The following is a 21,683-nucleotide window of genomic DNA, read 5'->3' as shown; positions in this document are numbered from 1 at the left end:
GCAGATCGCGGCTTTCAAAAAAATTCAACTATTTCAGCAAAAATTCCACCGTTTTTTCGAGCTGCATCCCGCGCGAAGCCTTAACCAGCACCGCGTCGTCTTTGCGCACCAGTTCCCATATCTTTGCAAGCAGTTCGTCCTGCGTTCCAAAACAAAACGCTTCCGCACCCGCCTCTTTTGCGCCGGTATAAATGTGCTGTGCAAGCGTTCCCACGCACAGTACGCGGTCGGCCTTCTTTGCCGCATACGCTCCAAGTTCCCAGTGGTATTGCTCCGCCTTATCGCCAAGTTCCAGCATATCGCCCAGGACACACACTTTCCCGCCTTCCGCGTACGCAAGAACGTCAAGTGCCGCGCGCATAGAGCCGGGATTCGCGTTATATACGTCATTCAAAACAGTAATGCCGTTCTTCGTTTCAATACACATGCGTCCTGCAATCGTCCTGTACTCCGCAAGCCCCTTTCGAATCTCTTCCGGCTGCATACCAAGCGCCAATCCCGCAGCTGCCGCGGCAAGCGCGTTATACACCATGTGCCCGCCCGGCGAAGGTACGTGCGCAGGGAATTTCAGATCCGGCGTATAGATCACAAAATCCGAGCCGCCAAGGCCCTTGCTTTCAATCTCTCCGGCATAAATATCATTCTGCGGATCTTTGCCGAAGGTGGTTACATCCGGCCGCGCCTCTTTGAGCGTCCGTAAGTAAGGATCGTCGCCGTTTACAAACACGCGTCCGCCCGGCTTCATATATTCCAGCATTTCGGATTTCGCTTCCAGAATTCCTTCTTTTGATCCAAGATGCTCGATATGCGCTTCCCCGATATTGGTCAGGAAGCAAAAATCAGGCCGGGCAATTTTAGCGAGATTGCGTATCTCGCCAAAATGGTTGGTGCCCATTTCCACAACCGCAATCTCGTGATGGTCCTCGAGGCGGAACACCGTTAAGGGAACGCCCGTCTGGTTATTCAGGTTCCCTTCCGATTTCAGCACATCGTATTTTTGTGAAAGCACGGACGAAACGAGTTCCTTCGTTGTCGTTTTACCCACACTTCCCGTGATCCCGATGGTTTTGACATGAAACAGCCCCTTATAAAACTCCGCCAGGGTTTGGAACGCCAACAGAGAATCTTTGACAAGGATATACGGCTTGTCTGTTTCGAGCTCCCGTTCTGTAATACAGGCAAGCGCGCCCGCTTCATAGGCAGACGGGATAAAATCGTGTCCGTCAAACCGTTCACCCTTAATGGGTACAAATAAAAAATCCGGCTCCACCTTGCGGTTATCGATCACAACGCCGCCCACCCGCTTCATAAGCGCGGCTTCGTCTCCATGATAGGTCCCACACACTGCTTCCACAGCCTGGCCCAGCAAAAATTCTTTCATATGATTTACCTGTATTTTTCGAGGGAAAGTTCAATGATGCGTTCGCACAACTGTTCGTAGGAGAGCCCCAGAACTGCCGCCTCCTGGGGCAGCAGGCTGGTCGGCGTCATACCGGGAAGCGTATTCATTTCGAGGAAATAAAGTTCCCCGCTTTCCGTCAGAATAAATTCCCCGCGCGCATACACCTCCAGCTTCAACAAACGGCAGGCTTCCCGCGCCATTTCCTGCATGGCAGTTTCCGTCTTTTTGTCGATATCGGCCGGGCAAACTTCTTCCGTCCACCCCGCCTGGTATTTATGCGCGTAATCATAGAACCCGCCCCGCGGGATAATTTCAATCGGCGGAAGTACCATGTCCCCCAAAACGCCGACCGAAAATTCACGCCCCGCAATAAACTGTTCCACCATAACTTCGTCTTCATAGCGGAACGCATCTGCAAGCGCCTGCTTGAGTTCTTCTTCATTAGTGGCTTTTGCAATGCCGATACTCGAACCGCCGCAGCACGGTTTTACAATGCACGGGAATCCGATTTCTTCGATTCCTTCCGTTCCCCTCCCCTTAGAAAACACCCTGCTTTCCGCAAGTTTTAAAATGCTGCCCGCCGCCATCTGTTTACTGATACCTTTGTGCATAGCAAGCGCGCTGCCCAAATAGCCCGTGCCCGTATATTTAATGCCCAACACGTCAAAAAAAGCCTGTATCCGCCCGTTTTCTCCGTCCTCGCCATGCAGGCCCATATATACGATATCCGCCGCGCGGCATACCTCGATTACATTTTTGCCAATCGTTCCAAATCCGCTGTCTCCACGGGCAGCTTTTACCTTCTCGATATCCGGCGCTTGCTCCTCTACGCGGACGGCCTCCATTTCGCCTTCCACGCTGAACACATCCATCACATCCCCGGGCACATCGAGGCCAAGGAACGAATCTACCAATACCGCGCGGTGCCCCGCGCGCCGCAGAGCGTTTGTGACCATCGTTCCTGAAGAAAGGGACACCTCGCGTTCCGTACTGATTCCTCCCGCCAAAACAACAATATTCATCATGATTTTAAAATGCTCCAATCCGTATTTTCGCAACCGTATCTATTTTTATTCGCCGTCTAAAAAACCCTCTTAGGCCGTGATTTATTGTAACATACGAGGCCTTCTCCCGCAACATAAAACGCGTGGTTGAGGCAAATCCCGGCCTTTTATCTTCTTTGGCGCAGGTCTTTTGGGGCGTTTCCCTCTGATATCGGCAGACGGTTTTGAAACCTCTGCCCGCTTCGCCCTTTTCAGTCCTGTTTGTCCGCCGTGCGGATGTCCATCACCCGCAGGATGTTTCCCGAAACATTGAATTTGATTTCATACTCTTTGTAATTCATACCATAGACCCTCTCGGGATCATTATGGTACGCGGGCCGCGGATCTTCGCGCAGCAGAGCGCAAATCACAGCAATGTCCCCGTCCGGTATCGCGCCCAATTTTTCCCGGTTCATTTGCACCTGCAGGTGCGCACCGCCCGGCGCCTCCGCAAAGCCCGTGATCGCCTCCGGAAGGCTGTCGGTCGGCACATAGGGTTTGATATCATAGACGGGAGTCCCGTCCATCATATCGCCGCCCGAAATATGCAGGACTGGCCCCGCTTCCGCATTATACTCAATCGCGTCCAGCTTCACAGGAGACATACCGATTGCATTCGGACGGTAAGGAGAACGGGACGCAAAGACCCCTACGCGGGTATTGCCACCGAGTTTCGGAGGGCGCACCGTCGGCGACCATCCATCCCGTTTGTTTGCGGAAAACCCCCATATGATCCAGATATGGGAAAAACCCTCCAGGCCACGCAGCGCTTCCGGATTCCTGTATTCCTCTTCAAATACAACGGAAGCTTTTGCCCCTCCGACAAGGCCGCTCTGGCGCGGAATTCCAAATTTTTCCGGAAAATCACTTTTGATATGGGCAATCGGTTTCAACCGTACCACAGGCGTGCGCCTCCCTTTCAAAAATCTTTTATCCTGCCACGGCACTTCTGATGCGAATAAAAGCAAGGCGTGCGGGCGGAACCTCGGAAGAATACGAAACAAAAGCCATCTTTCCCCAAGAAACGAACCGTGCCGCGGGAAGTTTTATCCCGTCATGTAAGGCCGCTTCAGGCCCAAAGTGTGTTTTGGCGCGTCAATACCGCAGGGCATAGAAAAACCCGCAAGGTTTCCCTGCGGGTTCCGAACCGCGGAGCCTGCCGCGACATGGAGCTGATGGCGGGAATTGAACCCGCGACCTCATCCTTACCAAGGACGTAGTTGGCACTTTGTTTCGTGCAAAAACTGTTAAAAGAATAATTTAATTGCAATACGCGACGTTCCGCGAAACGCATGGTTGAGGCGTTTTTGGACATCGCGTATATTTTTTGCGTCGAATTGTGCAATAGATGAAAAATTTGTGATTTATGAGCAAAACCTAGTTTTATGAGCAAAATTTATGAGCAAAACAAGAGCGAAGAAAAAAATGAGTAATTTTTGCTCATAAAATCAAAAGGCAGTAGTCAGTGGCTCAAAAATATAGATATTGCATATTTGCACATATACCTTATTTAAAACATATTCTGGTTTGAAATTGAATGTAATAGGCATAAGGAAACAAATAAACGGAAGGAATCTCTTGATAATAATGTATAATACAAAAGCCGTTTGCGAGAGCAAGCGGCTTTTGCATATATTTCAAGCAAAGGAGGAACGAATATGACGAAAGTGATCGCCCTTGCCAATCAAAAGGGCGGCGTGGGCAAAACGACGACAACAGTAAATCTCGGGATCGGGCTTGTACGACACGGGAAAAAAGTACTTCTTGTAGATGCGGACGCACAGGGTAATCTAACGGACAGCCTCGGCTGGCATGAACCGGACAATCTGCATAAAACCCTTGCAACCGTAATGGGAAAAATCATCACGGACGAACCGCTCCAAAAGAGAGAAGGTATCCTACATCACGCTGAAGGCATAGACCTGCTCCCGGCAAATATCGAATTGTCCGCAATGGAAGTATCGCTTGTCAACACGATGAGCCGTGAGACTATCATGCGGAATTATCTGGAGGAAGTCAAGAAGGATTATGATTATGTCCTTATCGACTGTATGCCGTCTCTCGGCATGGTAACGGTCAATGCCCTGACTGCGGCGGACAGCGTATTGATCCCGGTGCAGGCACATTATCTTCCTGCAAAAGGGATGAGCCAGTTATTGCAGACGATCAGCCGTGTAAAACGGAATACGAACCCTGATCTCAGGATAGAGGGCGTCCTGCTTACGATGGTAGACGGACGCACGAACCTTTCAAAAGATATTTCTTTTATCCTGCGGCGGGATTTCGGGGATAAACTCAAAGTATTCAAAACAGAGATACCAATGGCGGTAAAAGTCGCGGAAACGAGTGCAGAGGGAAAGAGTATCTATGAATATGATAAGAGCGGACGCGCGGCGGCAGCATACGAAGCCTTAACGAAGGAGGTAATGAGAAATGGCAAGCAGCGTGAGAAACATCAAGCTGGCCTCAGTCGATGACCTATTCTCCAGTGAAGCAGACAGGCAAGACGCGAAACACGAAAAAGTAATTGAGATTCCAATGGAAAAAATCAGCGAAAACCCGGACAACCCATTTCAGGTGCGGAACGATGAGGAAATGGCGAAAATGGTGGAGAGCGTAAAAGAATACGGCATTTTGAATCCCGCGCTTGTCCGTCCCAAACAAGACGGCGGTTATGAGCTTGTGGCAGGCCACCGCAGAAAATTTTCAGGGCTAAAAGCAGGATTGCAAACCCTTCCCTGTATCGTGCGAAACCTCACAGATGATGAAGCCGCGATTGCCATGGTGGATAGCAACTTGCAGCGTGAAAATATCCTGCCAAGTGAACGGGCAAAGGCATATAAGCTGAAATTGGAGGCAGTCAAAAGGCAAGGAGCACGGACGGATTTAACTTCGCCGCAAGTTGCGGCGAAGTTTCGCAGCGATGATTTAGTAGCGTCCGATGCAAAAATTAGCGGCGATACATTACAGCGATATATCCGCTTAACCGAACTGATCCCGCCATTGATGCAAATGGTAGATGATAAAAAGATCGCCCTTAACCCCGCCTATGAGTTGTCCTTTCTTCCTTTACCGTTGCAGGAAAATTTACTGGAAGTAATAGAACAGGAAGAAAGCACGCCGTCCCTCGCGCAAGCCCAGCGTCTAAAAAAGGCGGCGCAGGCTGGAAAGCTTGACCGAAACGGCATAGAGCTTGTATTGCAGGAGGAACGCCCGCAGGACTATAAGCTCACCATTGCGGGAGATAAGCTTAATAAATACTTCCCAAGAGATTACACGCCGAAACAAAAGGAGGAGATCATCTTCAAGGCGCTCGACCTGTATTACAGGAAACTGGAACGGGCGAAACAGGCGCGGGAATATGAACGGTAAAAGCCTTGTGTTATGCGCAGACGCAAGGATTTTTCTATGCCCTTTTCACCGGGGAGGTGATGAAACGTGTATTTTACAGAGGGCAAAGACTTAGAATACGAAAAAATGATGCGGGAAATCCCGGGATTTAACCGCGGGGAAATTAAACCGCAAGAAAAGAAACAGCGTTCCTCCCGCCTTACATATAATCGGAAAAAATGCCTGCAAAAGAGAAAAGGTAAGCCCGGGGAGAAGTCTGTCCTTTTGCAAAAATGAGGTGACATAGTTTTTCCCCCTTCCCCTTACAAACCCCAACCCTGTTACCTGCCGTATTACCAGCCGAAAGAAGAATTTCAGGCATTAGACAACAAAGCAGAATCAGAATATAATGGTGGCAAATACGAGGGAAAGGGGCAGCAGTTACAATGAAGCGTAAGAGAATTGTCATTATAGCAGCGGCAGGGATAGCCGCAGGTATGATAGCGGTCAGTATAGCAGGAGGCCAGAACAAACAAGCGGAAATTATATCCTGTCCTACAAGCGCACCTACAACAACAGCTACAGTAGGCGCGTTGGCAATCCCGTCTCCTGAACCAAGCCGTGGTCAGTCATTTGCTCCAACGGCCTCCGCATCGGTGACAGGAAACAATGAGGAAAGCATACAAAGCATTGGACAGGGAAAAGATAACACGGTGAAAAGCAACGAAAGTTCAAGCACGTCAAATTCCAAAGGTACGCAAACCAGAACAGATCATTCTTTGTACGAATCACAATCTACTTCCCAATCGGCTGCTGTACCGGAAAATGAGCCTACTTCGGAATCAAATCCCGATCCGCTTCCGGCATCTACTCCACAGCCTACGCCTGCCCCAACTCCAGAGCCTACGGCAGAACCTACGCCACAGCCAACAGCCCCCAAACAAGATATTGCGGTATGTAATACCTGCGGAGCGGAAATGACGATAGACACAATCGTTGCACATGGGAAAAGCCATACGCTAAATGGAGAAAACTTCAGTTACTATGTAAAATAATAATATATAAGTAAAAAAGGCTTGCAAAAAGATGCAGGCCTTTTTGTTTACCCTTTTATCTGAAAAACAGGAGGTAGTTATGAAAAAGATATCAAAAAAGGCAGTTTGCCTCATATTGGCAGTCGCGGTCTGTTTTTCCCTGATACCCGTTTCGGCATCAGCGGAAAACGGTATACCAAGCCCAGAATTGCCGGAAGTATCCATATCATCATCGGAACCAACGAAAACGCCTGTTGTTGAACCGACGCCAGAGATTACTTCCACACCGGAACCGGAGAAAACACCGATTCCAACGGAAACGCCAAGTCAGGCGAATGAACAGGAACCGGAACCAACACCGAAACCACGGACGGCAGATATCAGCGGTATTCAGCCGATCCTGTTCCGAACAGTAAAGCAGCCTTTGGTACAGGTAACGTACCATTATTACGCCCATGATGTCAGCGAAATACAATCTAGCCATTCCTTTTATGCAGAATTTGAAACAGATGGACGAGCCATCATGGTTTCGGCAAACAAATACCCGGACAGGATCCCGGTCAGCACAGACCGTTTCCGTGTGACGCTGGACGGTGGCATAGACGTCACAGGCCATGCAGCCTATGACGCTGAAAGCGGGATCATTTCGCTTCCGGGCAATCTTGCCGGGCATGATCTGCATATTGAATTGTATTGCCCTGTTTCCGAAATCACGGAACTGCCCGTTACCGTAACGGTCAGTACCAACAGGCACGATGTGTATGAAGACAGCGCCGTGGAACTCACTATGCCCTCCAATGCAGATACGGTCAGCATTCCGCTTACAGGCGTTTCAGGAGCCTCTGTCTCTCAAAACGGCGTAGACCTGCCGGACAGGGATTACAGCATAGAGAATGGAACGCTTACCATTTGCACCTCGCCGCTCGGCGGAAATATCCGGGTGAACGCCGCAGGCATTTTCCCCCAGACGCGCGGACGGGATAAGACCACGATCACCAGCATCCGCGACGAAAACCAGATCTATTACGGCTACTATACCAAATATTATTGGGCTGACGGCAATCAGGCGTTTTGTCTCGATCCCACTGTTAAGGGAGCTTCCAACGGAGAGTATGCCATCAGCAGATACCTTGACCGTAACGGAAGCGATCAGGATAAAACCTTAACAAAGATCGCGTATTACGGTTTCGGCGGCCCTGGATGGGACAGCGTAAAGGAGGGCTTGTTCGGAGATAACGACAACAATGATTCCATGTATGCCCTGTGCCATGTAGCGGCGGCGTATGTATACCTCAATGACGAATCCGCGTTTAAGGGACTTGGCGATGATATGATCGGCCATGTCAAAGGAATGATAGCTTCGTTTGAGTCACAGGCTATGCCACCGGAGGGTTTTGACGCCTTCCTCTACAACGAGGGCCGCGCGAATGGCCAGCAGCCCATCATGAGCTGGGACTATACACCCACAGGTAACCTCGAGATCGTCAAAGTTTCTGCCGATCCCGCTAAAACGAACGGGAATCCCTGTTACTCTCTTGCCGGTGCGGTCTTTGATGTGTATTCCGGTAGCGGGCAGAAAATTGGCACAATCACCACAAAGGAAGATGGCAGAGGCAGTCTTACAGGCATCCCGGCAGGAACAGGATATTACCTCGTAGAGCGTACCGCGCCAAAAGGGTATGCAGGACATACAGGGCAAATTTCTTTTGCCATTACCTCGGGACAAACGACGGCATTGGAGGTCAAAAATATCCCGCAGAACGATCCGGCAGATATCCTGCTCCGCAAGCTGGACGCAGATAACGGAACAAATGTGCCGCAGGGCGGCGCGGGACTTATGGGAGCAGAATTTACCATACGCTACTACAAAGGGCTGTATTCTACAGAAGCCGATTTGTCCGGGAAACAGCCGGAGCGGACATGGACTGTCAGGACAGACGCAGACGGCTATGCCCTGCTCCACCCGGACTATCTCGTTTCCGGCGATCCGCTGTATTACGGAAGCAATGGGCAAATACCCACCCTGCCTCTCGGAACAGTAACAATTCAGGAATCCAAAAGCCCGGAAGGATATTTGCCGAATGATGAACTGTTTATCCGGCAGATCAGCGCAGACAGCCAGGGCGTGGAATCGGTGTGGACATACAATGCGCCTGTCGTTCGGGAATCCGTCATACGCGGCGGTGTTTCCGTACAGAAATGGGATAACGAACTGGACGGGAATACGCCGCAGGGAGACGGAACTCTGGAAAATACTGTACTGGAGATCGTCAACCGCAATGCGAAAGCAGTGATCGTAAACGGAAACTCCTTTGAGCCCGGGGAGGTCGTGCATACGATGATGACAGACGAAACAGGCACGGCAAGTACGGCAAATGACCTGCTCCCCTATGGGAGATATGAGGTGAGGGAATCAGAAAACGGACAGCCGGAGGGGTATTTGCATGAGGGTGTACTTCAAAGAACGTTTGAAATCCGGGAAAACGGGAAAATAGTTAATCTGAACGCCTCCGGCACAGGAATCAAAAATGATGTGATCCGCGGCGGCGTCCGTATTGAGAAATGGGACGCGGAAATTGACGGAAACAAACCGCAGGGCGGCGGCACGCTTGCGGGCGCGGTGTTTGAGATTATAAGCCGGAGTAAAATGGGTGTATTGGTAAACGGGACGCTGTATGCGCCCGGTGAAGTGGTATATACCATGAAAACGGACGAAACAGGCGCGGCAAGTACGGAAAATAACCTGCTTCCCTATGGTACATACGAAGTGCGGGAAACTGCTCCGCCGGATGAAGGATATCTGCATACGGGCGTACTCGCCCGTACTTTTACGATTCGTGAAAACGGAGAAATTGTGAACCTGAATACGGCTGATACGGCAATCAAAAACGAGCCGATCCGCGGCGACCTGAAAGGCGTGAAGATCGCAGACGGAACGGCGCAGCGGCTTGCGAATATCCCGTTCAAAATAACGTCCCTTACCACGGGAGAATCCCATACCATCATCACCGATAGGAACGGACAGTTTGATACCTCCTCCGCGTGGAACCCGCATAGCCAAAACACCAACCGGGGAACGACAGACCGGGACGGTATCTGGTTTGGAGATATTGATACGCTGGACGACAGCGTGGGCGCGCTCCTGTATGACGATTATCTGATCGAAGAACAGCGGTGCGAGGCGAACAAGGATATGGAGCTTCTTTCGTTTGAGGTCTCCATTTACCGCCACAATACTACTATAGATTTAGGAACATTGACCGACGATTATGGAAAGCAGCCGGAAATCTTTACGACGGCAAACGATGTGGAAACAATGCTGAATGACGCCTATGTGTCTGAACAAACGACACTTCAGGACACGGTGTATTACAGCGGTTTGTCCGTTGGGAAGATATATACGGTCAAAGGCGTGTTGATGGACAAGGAAACAGGACAGCCGCTCCTCATAGGCGGCGAGGAAATAACGGCGGAAACAGTGTTCCGGGCAACCGCGCCGGAAGGGACAGTTACCAATGAATTTACGTTCAACTCCCTTGACATGGATGGAAAGTCCGTAGTTGTTTTTGAGACGCTTGAACTGGATGGAAAAATAGTTGCGGAACATAAAGATATAGCGGACGAAAACCAGACGGTTCGGTTCCAGAAACCGGAGATCGGTACAAATGCGGCTGGTCCGGATGGAGAAAAGGAGCTGGATGTGCTTCCCGAAGTAACGCTTGTGGATACGGTAACCTATCATGGATTGCTCCCGGGCGAAACATACACTTTGCAAGGCGTGTTAATGGACAAAGAAACAGGCGAACCGTTACTTGCGGATGATGAGCCGATCACCGCCTGGGCTGAGTTTGTGCCGGAAACGGAAAACGGGACAGTAGAAGTTATCTTTACATTCAACTCTGTTCCGCTCAAAGGCAAGACAGCCGTTGTGTTCGAAAGCCTGCAATACAAAGGCCGGGAGATTTCCGTACACGCAGACATCGGGGACAAAGGGCAGACAGTACGTTTTCGGAACCCGGAGATTGGCACGACGCTCACCGGACAAGAGGGAGACAAAGAGATTGCAGTGAGTGAAGAAATATCCCTTGTTGATACAGTCTCGTATCAAAATCTTATGCCCGGAAAGGAATATGTGCTGAAAGGTATTCTGATGGCTCAGGAAACGGAACAGCCGATTCTTGTAAATGGTAAGGAAATTACGGCAGAAACAGTATTTACGCCGGAGGAATCAGCGGGAACAGCAAAGGTTATATTCACGTTCCCTGCCATAGACCTTACCGGGAAAACGCTGGTAGCGTTTGAGTATTTGGAGTGCGGGGGGACGGAGATCGCCGTACATACGGACATAAACGATGAAGCGCAGACGGTAACGTTACTGCCGCCGCCGGAGAACCCACCGAAAACGGGAGATACCCGAACCGTGCTCCCCTATCTCGTTATATGTGCGGCAGCGTCAGGGCTGATCGTGCTTACAATATGGCTGAAAAAGAAACGCTCTAAAAAAATACGGAACGGAGGCAAATAATGGAACCGAAAACAATTTTAGCAATCGTATTATGTATCGGCATTTTAGCAGGAGCTGTTTTCCTACATAAGAGGAAAAAGAGCAAACAATAAGGACAAGGCGGCAGGGGGCTATACAAGCCCCCTGATCGCGGTTCTTTGGTTTACTTTTTCCAGTATTTTGGTATAATATATATAACAATACGAAAGGAGCGCGTTACTATGACAAATCAGGAAAAAGCATTGCGGTTACGGCGTGTTAATAACGCGCTTGGCATTGCAATGGTAGAAGGCCGACGGCCATCGAAAACAGCCACAGATATTACCAAACGATATATTAATGGTGAAATAAGCGCAGAGCAAATGAAACGTGAGTATCTTAAAAAATCTGGATTGGCGCTCAAATGAGCGTCATTTTTTTGTAAGGAGGTTATTATGCCCGATCCATATACTTATCCGGGTACGAATATATTAATCAATAAGTTTGATATACGCGACGGTCAGTTACTTACCGAAAAGGAAAATGACCTCGTATATATAAACCTCGTAACGGCAGAACAATATTTATCCGGGAAAGAGTTTACCGTAGATTTGTTAAAGAAGTTACATTATTATTTGTTTGGAGATATTTATGAGTGGGCCGGACAATTTAGAACAATCAATATCAGGAAGGCAGAGCGTGTATTAGACGGAATGTCAGTAGAATATACCGACTACACGCTGCTTGAGAAAGAAACTGCAAGAATTATAGCCGCCTTGCAGAACATAGAATGGGAACACCTTGAAACGGAAGACTGCGCGGATACATTTACCAAATGTTTTGCAGAGTTGTGGAAATTACACCCATTTCGCGAAGGAAATACTCGTACCATAACTACCTTTATGCTTAGTTTTTTAGGCAGTAAGAATATTGATATCAATGTCGCTTTGTTTTCAGAGTACAGTTCATACGTCAGGGATTCCCTGGTCATGGCCTCTATCCAACCTTATCAAGAATATCAGCATTTATATAAAATCATTTTAGATGCAATGACAAATCATGCGGAACCCGAACGAATGGACAATAGCAAAAGGCAGGATTATTCTCATATCAATGACTATGACGTAAAAGAATACCATTACGAGCTTTTTGAAACAGAAGAATAAAATAATGTATTGCTGAAACACATGGGAACCTATCTCATGTGTTTTTTTGTACCTATTTTTAGAAACGGAGGAGATGAGGAAGCGAGTGGAACGTAATCAGGGATATACCATTCTTAAGAAACGGTGTATTGGAAATACGGGTTTTGCGCTGGGATATAACTTAGGCAAGATGCCCCCCGCCTTTAAAGGCGGCGGGTTCCATTGGCGCAATCAGGAGGAGAGCAATCTCTCCCTGATTGCGTGGACGGCTGATCGCCGTCCCTTGCCACGTTGAATGACGGGGCAAGCCCCTTATTGAACAGCAAAGCCCCGCAGCCTTATGTAACGTGGCAGTTTCGCAGGAGTACGCCCCGCGAATACTTTTGGGGCCATTATTACACAGACAAAAGCGCTGTGCACAAGGATTACAGGCGCAGGATCGCTGAAAGACGGCGCGAGCCGGAAAGATAAGAACGGAGGGAACAAGTATGGAGAAACAGGAATTTATGGAAAAAGCGGCAAAAATGATGGCAATGGCGGCAGCGGCCCTGTTCGGCAGAGACGACGGGCTGACTGCCGAATCGGCATTGGACGAACACAGCACAAAGATCCGGCTGCGCGAGGGCGGCAACTATGTTGTATGGCATATTTCAGATACAGGGCGCATCACATATTTTTACGGTGGTCTTAAGCTCCCTGTCGCCGTATACGAAAAATATTATTCTTACCATGCAGGAGACGACCATGCGCTGATCTTAAATCGTCTCAGTCAGGACTTTATTCTGTTTTCCTTTATCCTGCCGCATCTTGCGCTGCTGGAAGAAAACAGGTTTGAAATTACGGCACAGGACGACAATTTGGAGGCCTTCGCCGCTGTGATGTGCCTCAAAACACTTCTGGAGCTGCTGAATGAAATGAACGGTACAAAGGCAGACATGGAAGAAAGCGGACAGTACATTTTAAGCTGACCATATTGAGAAGGCAGGAGATAAAAAATGGCATATCCATATAATGCGTGGGAGGAAACTTACGAAGAGGTAACTGTTTTGGGAAAAACCATGTTGTTCACAAACGCCCGTATAGACCGAAGTACGGTTCCGAAAGGCATGTATCTGTACGAAGTACGGCATGATGACGAAGGCCGCGGCGATCCGTGCGAGATCGCCCGTGCGGTCATGGTGAACCATTGGGGAACGCTCATTACGAACGAGCCGATCCGCTTGAAAAAAAGTCCCGTCACACAAAACGCTTACCGTGAGATCGATCCTCAAAAAGACTGGAATTATGAGGGTGGGAGCTGCAATCTGCAAGAATATATGAAAAAATATCCTCCGCAGAAAGAAAAGCAAAGAGGAACAGAACGATAGGAGGTACATATCTTGGCAGGAAAGGTACAAAGTATTATAGAGCTTGCGCAGGAAACGCTCCTGCGGATCACAGGCAGCGTACAGGAATGGGAATCCTTTCTGGATTCCGCCGCCTGGCTATATAAATACCCGTTCCACGAGCAGGCCCTTATATACGCGCAAAGGCCGGACGCACGCGCCTGCGCGTCATTCGAGCTTTGGAACGACCGTATGAGGCGTTGGATCAACCGTGGAGCTAAGGGGATTGCCCTGATCGACGACAGCGGCGAAAAACCATCGCTGAAGTATGTTTTCGACGTGTCGGACACCCGGCCTATGGCCAATCTCCCGTTCCGTCTATGGGAGATGCGGGAACAGGACGAAGAAAAGATACTGGAAGAACTGGTAAACCATTTCGGAGAGATCGAAGAACGGTCAGAACTTCCCTTTTCGGACCGTCTTTTCGGCGTTATATCCAATGCCGTTACAGATAATCTTGGGGATTACTTTGACGGACTGCTCCGGGATATTGGCGGCAGTATGCTCGAGGGACAGGACGACCTCACGATCCGCGCAGACTTTCAGCGCCTTGTGGAAAACAGCGTCCATTACTGCCTGCTTGCGCGTCTTGGATATTCCCCGCGCGAATATTACGCGCCGGAAGAGTTTGGGGACGTCATCGAATTTCATACGCCCGGACTTGCGGCCCATCTTGGGAGCGCCGCAGGAGATATTTCAGAAATGCTGCTCCGGCAGATCGAGCGGACAGAGCTTTCCCTCCTGCGGGAGGAACGCGGCAAACTTGCCAAACCGGAAAAAGTGTCGGAGAATGAAGAAAAACGGGAAACCGAAAGGAGTAAAGAATATGGAGATCACATACAAAGAGAAAAACGGACAGATGATCCCCGAACTCACGATGCCGCGCCAGCCGCAGGAGAAGATCGGGAAATACGGGAGGATGCGCAGGACATTCCTGAAAGACCACAGGAAAGGGCTGTACAACAGCCTGCTCCTGAACGGGAAACTGACGGAACACCTGATCGAGGTAGACCGGAAAGTCCGCGGGATCGTGGAACTGACCATAACGAAGATGGCGCAGGACGGGGGCGTGACGGAGGAACTGAAAGCGTCCGATCCCATGAAATGGACGGGCCTGATGAACAATCTGAAGCAGGCGGCGGAGGAAGCGGTAATCCACGACCTCATATACAATTAACCGAAACCGAAAGACCGGAGGATAACGAATCCCCCGGTTTTTTATTGCGGGAAAACAGTCCGCAGGAACAGCTGTCCCTGCTCAAAACGGAGCCGGGATTCACTTTGCCGCAGCAAATAGTGGACGAAGCTCTGTGCCTTGGCGGGAACAAAAGAAACAGCGTCCTGCGCATTTGCGCCAAATTCAAGAAAGACAAAGGGCTTGCAGAAAATACCGCATTTCTGCGGGGGGAATACGGCACGGGCGGCCGCGGATTTTATACGGACGATCAGCCTGTATCCATGTGGTTTGACGAATCGGGCCTTCGGATCGTGCAGGGCCGGAGCGTTGAGAAAGCTGCCGGGCATATTTCGCTTACTTGGGAACAGGCGGCAAAGCGCGTGATGGAGCTTCTCACGCTTGGGCGTTACCTGCCGAAAGAAGAACTGGAGCGGGCGGATGAAACGGAGCGCGCTGAAATCGCGGGCAGCCTGTATTTCTTTTTCCGGGACGATCACCAAAATCTTCCGCAGGAATGGAAAACGGAAGGCTCAGGCGCGCCGGAAGTACAGGCGCACATCATAGATATGCTGTCGCGGGAAGAAGGCATAGAAGATATTCTGCAAAGGCTGAGAGCCGCCATCGAAGATTTCAGACAGGATCCTCCCGCGCGCCGCATTCTCCATGATCCCAAGCGCCTTTTGCAGGACGTTTCCGACCTGAAGCGTATCCCGCTTGCTTTTGAGGCGCAGGAAACTGCGCGGGAACTTCCCCGGCGCTTTATTACCGACGATGAGATCGCGGGATTTTTTCAAAATTTTATTCACGTTACAGATAATAAGTACCGCACATACCTATACTTTCAAAAGGAAAGATCCAATCAGGAGCGCGGAAAATTCCTGAGCGAAATATTCGGCACAGGCGGAAGTTATCCGGGAATGTCCGGAACAGACGACAGCGGCGAATGGCACGACAGGAAAGGCATTGCCCTCTCCCGCGGCAGCATTGCCGCTCCGTATGACAAAGTGCTCCTCTCATGGACAAAAGCAGCGAAGTATATCGGCAGCATGATCGAGCAGGACAAATACCTCACCCCGGAAGAAAAGGCATACCTACCGGAATATGAACGCAAGGAGGCGGAACGGGAACAAAAACAGGAGGAAGCCCGCCTGCTTCGCGAAGCGGAAGAACGTATCGCAAAGCGGACGCGGGAACAGGAACGGGAAAGGCGGGAATCTGCAAGTTACGATTATTCGCTTGGCGCGGAAGTGTTCCTTCCTACCGGAACTCACACCATCCTCGGGATCACGGATGACGCAGTAACAGTCAACGATGAGAAATATCCGCTTTTGACCAAAGAGATCCCGCGCGGAGATTTTGACCGTATGCTGCGGCAGGACAGCCGCAATGATGGCCTTATGGCCGAATCGCAGGAGGCAAAAGAAAGCCCCTATGCGTATGCTGTGAATGATACGGTGTATCTCGACGGGACTGCTTTCCGAATCACACAGATCACGGACAATGAGGTACAGCTTCTCGATCCTGCGCTTTCCCCCCCTGTTTTCCGTGCAGAAAACAAAGAGACATTCCAACATCTTTTGGAGCAGGACGAGCGCAATGCCAAATATATGCCGGAGATGTCCCATCGGGCAATCACGAAAACAAATCTTGCCGAAGCCCCGGACGATGTACCGGAATCTACGCCCCCGCAAAAACAACAGGCGGAAAATTACCGTATTACAGATGACGAGCTTGGCTATGGCGGCAAAAAGGAGAAATTCAGCAGGAATATTGCCGCGATCCGTATCCTTCAGACGATTGAGAAAGAAAACCGCGCTGCCACGCCGGACGAACAGGAAGCGCTGGCGCAGTATGTGGGCTGGGGCGGGATACCGGAAGCGTTTGACGAACACAACGATTCCTGGAAAACCGAATATACAGAACTCAAAGAGCTGTTGCCCGAAGCAGAATATGAATCCGCACGCGCGTCTGTCCTGAACGCCCACTACACCTCTCCTACCGTAATACGCGCCATCTATGACTGCATTGCGGGAATGGGATTTGAAACCGGGAATATTCTGGAGCCGTCGTGCGGTACGGGAAACTTCTTCGGTATGCTGCCGGATTCCATGACAAACAGCAAGCTATATGGGATCGAGCTTGACAGTATCACCGGGCGCATCGCAAAGCAGCTTTATCCGAATGCGGAGATCACGGTACAGGGCTACGAACACACCAACCTGCCGGACAGCTTTTTTGACCTTGCCATTGGCAATGTCCCGTTTGGAAATTACCGCGTACCGGATAAGAGATACGACAAAAACAAGTTTTCCATTCATGATTACTTTTTTGCCAAAACGCTGGGCAAGGTGCGCCCGGGCGGGATCATAGCCTTTGTAGTCAGCCGGTTCACGATGGACAAGAAAGACTCCTCCGTCCGCAAATATATCGCGGAGCGCGCAGATTTTCTTGGAGCTGTAAGGCTGCCGAATAACGCTTTTTCCAAAAATGCAGGAACAGAGGTCACGGCAGATATCCTGTTTCTGCAAAAGCGCGACAGGCCGCAGGTACCAGGGCCCCCGCAAAAGCCCAACGAAGTGGGTTTTGCGGGGAGGAGGAGCGTCAACGGAGCAAGCGAGTCTTTGGGCTTGCCCAAAGACGAAGAAAGCGCAGTTTGGCGCGACGAAGCGGGTTGGATACATACACAGAAAACGGAGGACGGATATTCCCTCAACGCATACTTCATAGACCACCCGGAAATGATACTCGGTATGTTATCCACCGAACATACGCAATACGGCGGAAAAGATGTAAAGTGTGTGCCGATCCCCGGCGCAGACCTCAGGAAGCAGCTGAAAGAGGCATTGTCGCATATCGACGCGCGCATCACAGACTACGACGTAGAGTTCCCGGAACAGGACGAAACGGAGTCCATCCCAGCCGATCCGAATGTGCGCAATTACAGCTATACCCTGCATGACGGAAAAATATATTTCCGGGAAAACAGCCGTATGAACCGCGTGGATGTGTCTTTGACCGCTGAAAACAGGATACGCGGCATGATCGGGATACGGGACTGTATGCGCCGCCTGATCGACGTCCAAATGGAAAACGGAACAGAGGAGGAAGTACAGCAGGAACAGCGAAAGCTCAATTCGCTGTACGACAGTTACACCAAAAAATATGGGCTGCTCAATTCACGCGGCAACAGCATGGCGTTTTCAGACGATTCGGCGTACTTCCTTATTTGCTCCCTTGAAATACTGGACGCGGACGGAAAACTAAAACGTAAAGCAGACATGTTTTCCAAACGCACCATCCGTCAGCCGGAAGCCGTTACTTCGGTGGATACCGCGCAGGAAGCCCTTACGGTATCCCTTGCCGAAAAAGCAAAGGTGGACCTTACATATATGGAGCAGCTTACCGGAATATCCGGCAGCGAGATCGTGCGGGAGCTGCGGGGAATCATCTTCCGGGATTTCGGAACGCTGATTCCCGAGGAAATGGCATGGGATTTCTTTGATCCCGAACAATTCCCGCTTGTAACAGCCGACGAATACCTGTCCGGCAACGTGCGGGCAAAACTCAGGCAGGCGCGCGGTATTTACAAGGTTTTACAGGAACACGGAGCGGAAGCGGGCTTACTGGATACTGTGCGGATACAGGTGGAAGCCCTTGAAAAAGTACAGCCGAAAGACCTGTCCGCAAGCGAGATCGACGTGCGGCTGGGCGCAACGTGGCTCCCGCCGGAACATGTCGAGGAGTTTGTTTACGCACTGCTGAAGCCGTCCCCTTACCTCAAAACCAAGATCCATGTGCGGTATTCCCCGTCCACCGCCCTTTGGAATATCTCAAATAAGAACTGGGACGATAAAAACATTGCTGTGACCAATACATACGGGACGAAGCGCGTGGGAGCATACAAGATCATCGAGGAGACGCTTAACCTGAAAGACGTGCGCGTCTTTGATAAACGCATCGCTCCGGACGGAACGGAAAGCCGTGTACTGAATGTGGAGCAGACCATGATCGCACAGCAGAAACAGCAGACGATCAAAGACGAATTTCACAAGTGGGTATGGGCGGATATAGACAGGCGGGACGCGCTTATCAGGATATATAACGAAAAGCTCAACGCCATTCGTCCCCGGGAATATGACGGGAGTCATCTGAGGTTTCCCGGCATGAACCCGGAAATCCGGCTGAAAGAACATCAACTAAACGCAGTGGCGCGGACGGTCTACGGCGGGAATACCCTGCTCGCGCACGTCGTGGGTGCTGGCAAAACCTACGAGATGACCGCCGCGGCAATGGAACTCAAACGGCTCGGGCTGTGTCAGAAGAGCCTGTTTGTCGTACCCAACCACCTGACGGGACAATGGGGCGCTGAATTTTTGCAGCTTTATCCATCGGCCAATATCCTTGTGGCAACGAAAAAAGACTTTGAAACAGCGAACCGAAAAAAGTTTTGTGCGCGTATCGCGTCCGGGGATTACGACGCGGTTATCATCGGACATTCCCAGTTTGAAAAGATACCGCTTTCGATGAGACGGCAGATCATGATGATCAAGGAACAGATTGCCGAAATCGTCGCCGGAATCGCGGAACTGAAAGAGGCAAACGGCGAACGCTTTACCATCAAGCAAATGGAAAAAAGCAAAAAACGCCTGGAAGACAAACTTGTGAGGCTCACGGATACCAGCCGGAAAGACGACGTCGTAACGTTTGAGGAATTGGGCGTGGACAGGCTGTTTGTGGACGAGGCGCATTTTTACAAGAATCTGTTTCTGTTTACTAAAATGCGCAATGTAGCGGGGCTTTCCCAAACGGAAGCGCAGAAATCCGCAGACCTCTTTGGAAAGACGCGGTATCTGGATGAGATCACCGGAGGCCGGGGAACTGTATTTGCCACGGGTACGCCGATCAGCAACAGCATGACGGAACTGTATACCATGCAGCGCTACCTCCAGTATTCATTACTTCAAAAAAATGATCTGGTACATTTTGACGCATGGGCGTCAACCTTTGGCGAGACCGTAACGGCGCTTGAACTGAAACCGGAAGGAACGGGATACAGGCTGCGCACACGGTTCGCCCGCTTTTATAATCTGCCGGAACTGCTTGCCATGTTCAAGGAGTGCGCGGATATACGGACGGCGGACACATTGGATTTGCCTGTTCCGGAAGCAAACTATCATACGGTAGTGACAAAGCCAAGCGACTTTCAAAAAGAGATGGTAGCGGAATTTGCAGATCGTGCCGATGTGGTGCGGAGCGGAAAAATGGATCCAACAATAGACAATATGCTGAAGATTACCAACGACGGGCGCAAGCTCGCGCTTGACCAGCGCATCTTAAACTCTATGCTGGAGGACGATCCGCAAAGCAAAATAAATGCCTGCGTGGAAAATATCTTAAAAGTGTACCGGGACACAGCGGATCAAAAAGGAACGCAGCTTGTGTTTTCCGATCTTTCCACGCCGCAGGGAGCTTTGGAACTGACCAAAGACGAAAACGGCGTATATTCCCTGCCGAACGGCTTTTCCAATGTCTACGAAGATATACGGATAAAGCTTCTGAACAAAGGCATACCGCGCGATGAGATCGCCTTTATTCACGAGGCGAATACGGGCGCGAAAAAAATTGACCTGTTTTCCAAAGTACGGAGCGGAAAGGTGCGTATCCTCATGGGATCGACCTCTAAAATGGGCGCCGGGACCAACGTCCAGGACAGACTTGCGGCGCTCCATCATCTCGATGTACCGTGGCGCCCCGCAGACATCGAGCAGCGCGAAGGGCGCGCGATCCGGCAGGGAAACAGCAATAAATCTGTAGATATTTTCCGGTATGTGACGGAGAATACGTTCGACGCATATATGTGGCAGACCATAGAAAGCAAACAGAAGTATATTGGGCAGATCATGACTTCAAAGGCTCCTGTACGCTCGTGCGAAGACGTGGACGAGACCGCGCTTTCCTATGCGGAGGTCAAAATGCTCGCAACGGGCAATCCCTACATCAAAGAGAAAATGGATCTCGACATCGCTGTATCCAGGCTGCGGCTGCTGCAATCGGATTATTTGAGCCGAAAATATGAACTGGAGGACAAAGTGGCCAAACATTACCCTGTGATGATCGAACATACGAAAGAAACGGTTCGGGGGCTTAAGGCGGACATGGAGCTGCTCAGGCAGCACCAGAGCGAGGACTTCCCCGGTATGGAGATAGAAGGCGTACTGTTCAGGGAAAGAGCGGCGGCAGGCGCGGCAATCGTGGAACTCTGTAAACGGGCAAAAGATTCAAACGAACGGGAGATCGGGACGTATAAGGGATTCAAAATGCTGCTTTCGTTTGATACGTTTGACCATCATTTCAAGCTGAACTGCAAAGGAACGATGTCCCATGTCACAGAGCTTGGAGCGGACGCGCTTGGAAACATGACGCGGATCGAGAATACCCTGAAAGGAATCGCGGACAGAGCCGAGGCCAACGAGGAAAAATTGCAGGAGCTTCGGCGGCAGATGGAAAACGCGAAAGAAGAGATCGGGAGGCCGTTTAAGCAGGAACAGGAGCTGAAAGAAAAAGCGGAACGCCTCACGGCAGTAAACGCACTGCTCAATCTCGGTGATACGACGCCCGAAGCGGTGGACACGACGCCGGAGGAAACGCAGGAAAAGGCACAGGAAATACAACGATAGATGGAGG

The 21,683-nt window shown here is 50.4% G+C and carries 12 protein-coding genes and 1 pseudogene; 10 read left to right on the top strand and 3 right to left on the bottom strand.

Annotated features, from left to right (window positions below; genetic code table 11):
- Window positions 1-28: 28 nt before the first annotated feature.
- From H8S18_RS10475 to tsaA, 3 genes are all read right to left on the bottom strand, one after another.
- Window positions 29-1,381, bottom strand: a complete 1,353-nt coding sequence (locus H8S18_RS10475) for a UDP-N-acetylmuramoyl-tripeptide--D-alanyl-D-alanine ligase (protein WP_186858214.1) — start codon at window positions 1,379-1,381, stop codon at window positions 29-31.
- 5 nt (window positions 1,382-1,386) lie between these two features.
- The gene (locus H8S18_RS10470) at window positions 1,387-2,427 is read right to left on the bottom strand and encodes a D-alanine--D-alanine ligase family protein (protein ID WP_330598765.1); all 1,041 of its coding nucleotides are present in this window, start codon (window positions 2,425-2,427) and stop codon (window positions 1,387-1,389) included.
- A 230-nt stretch (window positions 2,428-2,657) separates the two neighbouring features.
- Window positions 2,658-3,347, bottom strand: coding sequence for a tRNA (N6-threonylcarbamoyladenosine(37)-N6)-methyltransferase TrmO (tsaA, locus tag H8S18_RS10465; RefSeq protein WP_330598764.1), 690 nt, complete (start codon window positions 3,345-3,347; stop codon window positions 2,658-2,660).
- Window positions 3,348-4,103: 756 nt separating this feature from the next.
- Between tsaA and H8S18_RS10460 the strand changes: the two genes are divergently transcribed.
- The 10 genes and pseudogenes from H8S18_RS10460 to H8S18_RS14970 all read left to right on the top strand — a co-directional run.
- Window positions 4,104-4,922, top strand: a complete 819-nt coding sequence (locus H8S18_RS10460) for a ParA family protein (protein ID WP_066522494.1) — start codon at window positions 4,104-4,106, stop codon at window positions 4,920-4,922.
- Entirely contained in the window at window positions 4,879-5,817 is a 939-nt protein-coding gene (locus H8S18_RS10455; protein ID WP_066522498.1) for a ParB/RepB/Spo0J family partition protein, read from the top strand. Before H8S18_RS10460 ends, H8S18_RS10455 begins: the two co-directional genes overlap by 44 nt.
- A gap of 404 nt (window positions 5,818-6,221) precedes the next feature.
- Window positions 6,222-6,830, top strand: coding sequence for a hypothetical protein (locus H8S18_RS10450; RefSeq protein WP_147554716.1), 609 nt, complete (start codon window positions 6,222-6,224; stop codon window positions 6,828-6,830).
- A gap of 79 nt (window positions 6,831-6,909) precedes the next feature.
- Complete coding sequence (locus tag H8S18_RS10445; protein WP_066522503.1) at window positions 6,910-11,334, top strand: VaFE repeat-containing surface-anchored protein; 4,425 nt, start codon at window positions 6,910-6,912, stop codon at window positions 11,332-11,334.
- 200 nt (window positions 11,335-11,534) lie between these two features.
- The gene (locus H8S18_RS10440) at window positions 11,535-11,720 is read left to right on the top strand and encodes an antitoxin VbhA family protein (protein ID WP_066522506.1); all 186 of its coding nucleotides are present in this window, start codon (window positions 11,535-11,537) and stop codon (window positions 11,718-11,720) included.
- Window positions 11,721-11,747: 27 nt separating this feature from the next.
- Window positions 11,748-12,458, top strand: coding sequence for a Fic/DOC family protein (locus H8S18_RS10435; RefSeq protein ID WP_066522507.1), 711 nt, complete (start codon window positions 11,748-11,750; stop codon window positions 12,456-12,458).
- 467 nt (window positions 12,459-12,925) lie between these two features.
- Window positions 12,926-13,405 carry a hypothetical protein gene (locus tag H8S18_RS10430; protein WP_186858213.1) on the top strand — a complete coding sequence of 160 codons (480 nt, stop codon included), beginning with the start codon at window positions 12,926-12,928 and terminating at the stop codon, window positions 13,403-13,405.
- 27 nt (window positions 13,406-13,432) lie between these two features.
- The gene (locus tag H8S18_RS10425) at window positions 13,433-13,804 is read left to right on the top strand and encodes an LPD28 domain-containing protein (protein WP_046442529.1); all 372 of its coding nucleotides are present in this window, start codon (window positions 13,433-13,435) and stop codon (window positions 13,802-13,804) included.
- 457 nt (window positions 13,805-14,261) lie between these two features.
- Window positions 14,262-14,999, top strand: a complete 738-nt coding sequence (locus tag H8S18_RS14975) for a TnpV protein (RefSeq protein WP_330598763.1) — start codon at window positions 14,262-14,264, stop codon at window positions 14,997-14,999.
- A gap of 1,736 nt (window positions 15,000-16,735) precedes the next feature.
- A pseudogene (locus H8S18_RS14970) lies at window positions 16,736-21,676 on the top strand (DEAD/DEAH box helicase family protein); the annotation flags it as partial.
- Window positions 21,677-21,683 lie beyond the last annotated feature (7 nt).

It is taken from the genome of Christensenella tenuis (assembly GCF_014287795.1).
Taxonomy (GTDB): Bacteria; Bacillota; Clostridia; order Christensenellales; family Christensenellaceae; genus Christensenella; species Christensenella tenuis.
Note: the sequence above shows the minus strand (reverse complement) of the source record. Positions and strands in the feature narration are given on the sequence as shown.

Bases quoted from the DNA above. Each gene is read 5' to 3' on its own strand.
- H8S18_RS10430 (WP_186858213.1), top strand. From the start codon at position 12,926: ATGGAGAAACAGGAATTTATGGAAAAAGCGGCAAAAATGATGGCAATG.
- H8S18_RS10475 (WP_186858214.1), bottom strand. From the start codon at position 1,381: ATGAAAGAATTTTTGCTGGGCCAGGCTGTGGAAGCAGTGTGTGGGACC.
- H8S18_RS10435 (WP_066522507.1), top strand. From the start codon at position 11,748: ATGCCCGATCCATATACTTATCCGGGTACGAATATATTAATCAATAAG.
- H8S18_RS14975 (WP_330598763.1), top strand. From the start codon at position 14,262: ATGCCGTTACAGATAATCTTGGGGATTACTTTGACGGACTGCTCCGGG.
- H8S18_RS10470 (WP_330598765.1), bottom strand. From the start codon at position 2,427: ATGATGAATATTGTTGTTTTGGCGGGAGGAATCAGTACGGAACGCGAG.
- H8S18_RS10450 (WP_147554716.1), top strand. From the start codon at position 6,222: ATGAAGCGTAAGAGAATTGTCATTATAGCAGCGGCAGGGATAGCCGCA.
- H8S18_RS10455 (WP_066522498.1), top strand. From the start codon at position 4,879: ATGGCAAGCAGCGTGAGAAACATCAAGCTGGCCTCAGTCGATGACCTA.
- H8S18_RS10440 (WP_066522506.1), top strand. From the start codon at position 11,535: ATGACAAATCAGGAAAAAGCATTGCGGTTACGGCGTGTTAATAACGCG.
- H8S18_RS10445 (WP_066522503.1), top strand. From the start codon at position 6,910: ATGAAAAAGATATCAAAAAAGGCAGTTTGCCTCATATTGGCAGTCGCG.
- H8S18_RS10460 (WP_066522494.1), top strand. From the start codon at position 4,104: ATGACGAAAGTGATCGCCCTTGCCAATCAAAAGGGCGGCGTGGGCAAA.
- H8S18_RS10425 (WP_046442529.1), top strand. From the start codon at position 13,433: ATGGCATATCCATATAATGCGTGGGAGGAAACTTACGAAGAGGTAACT.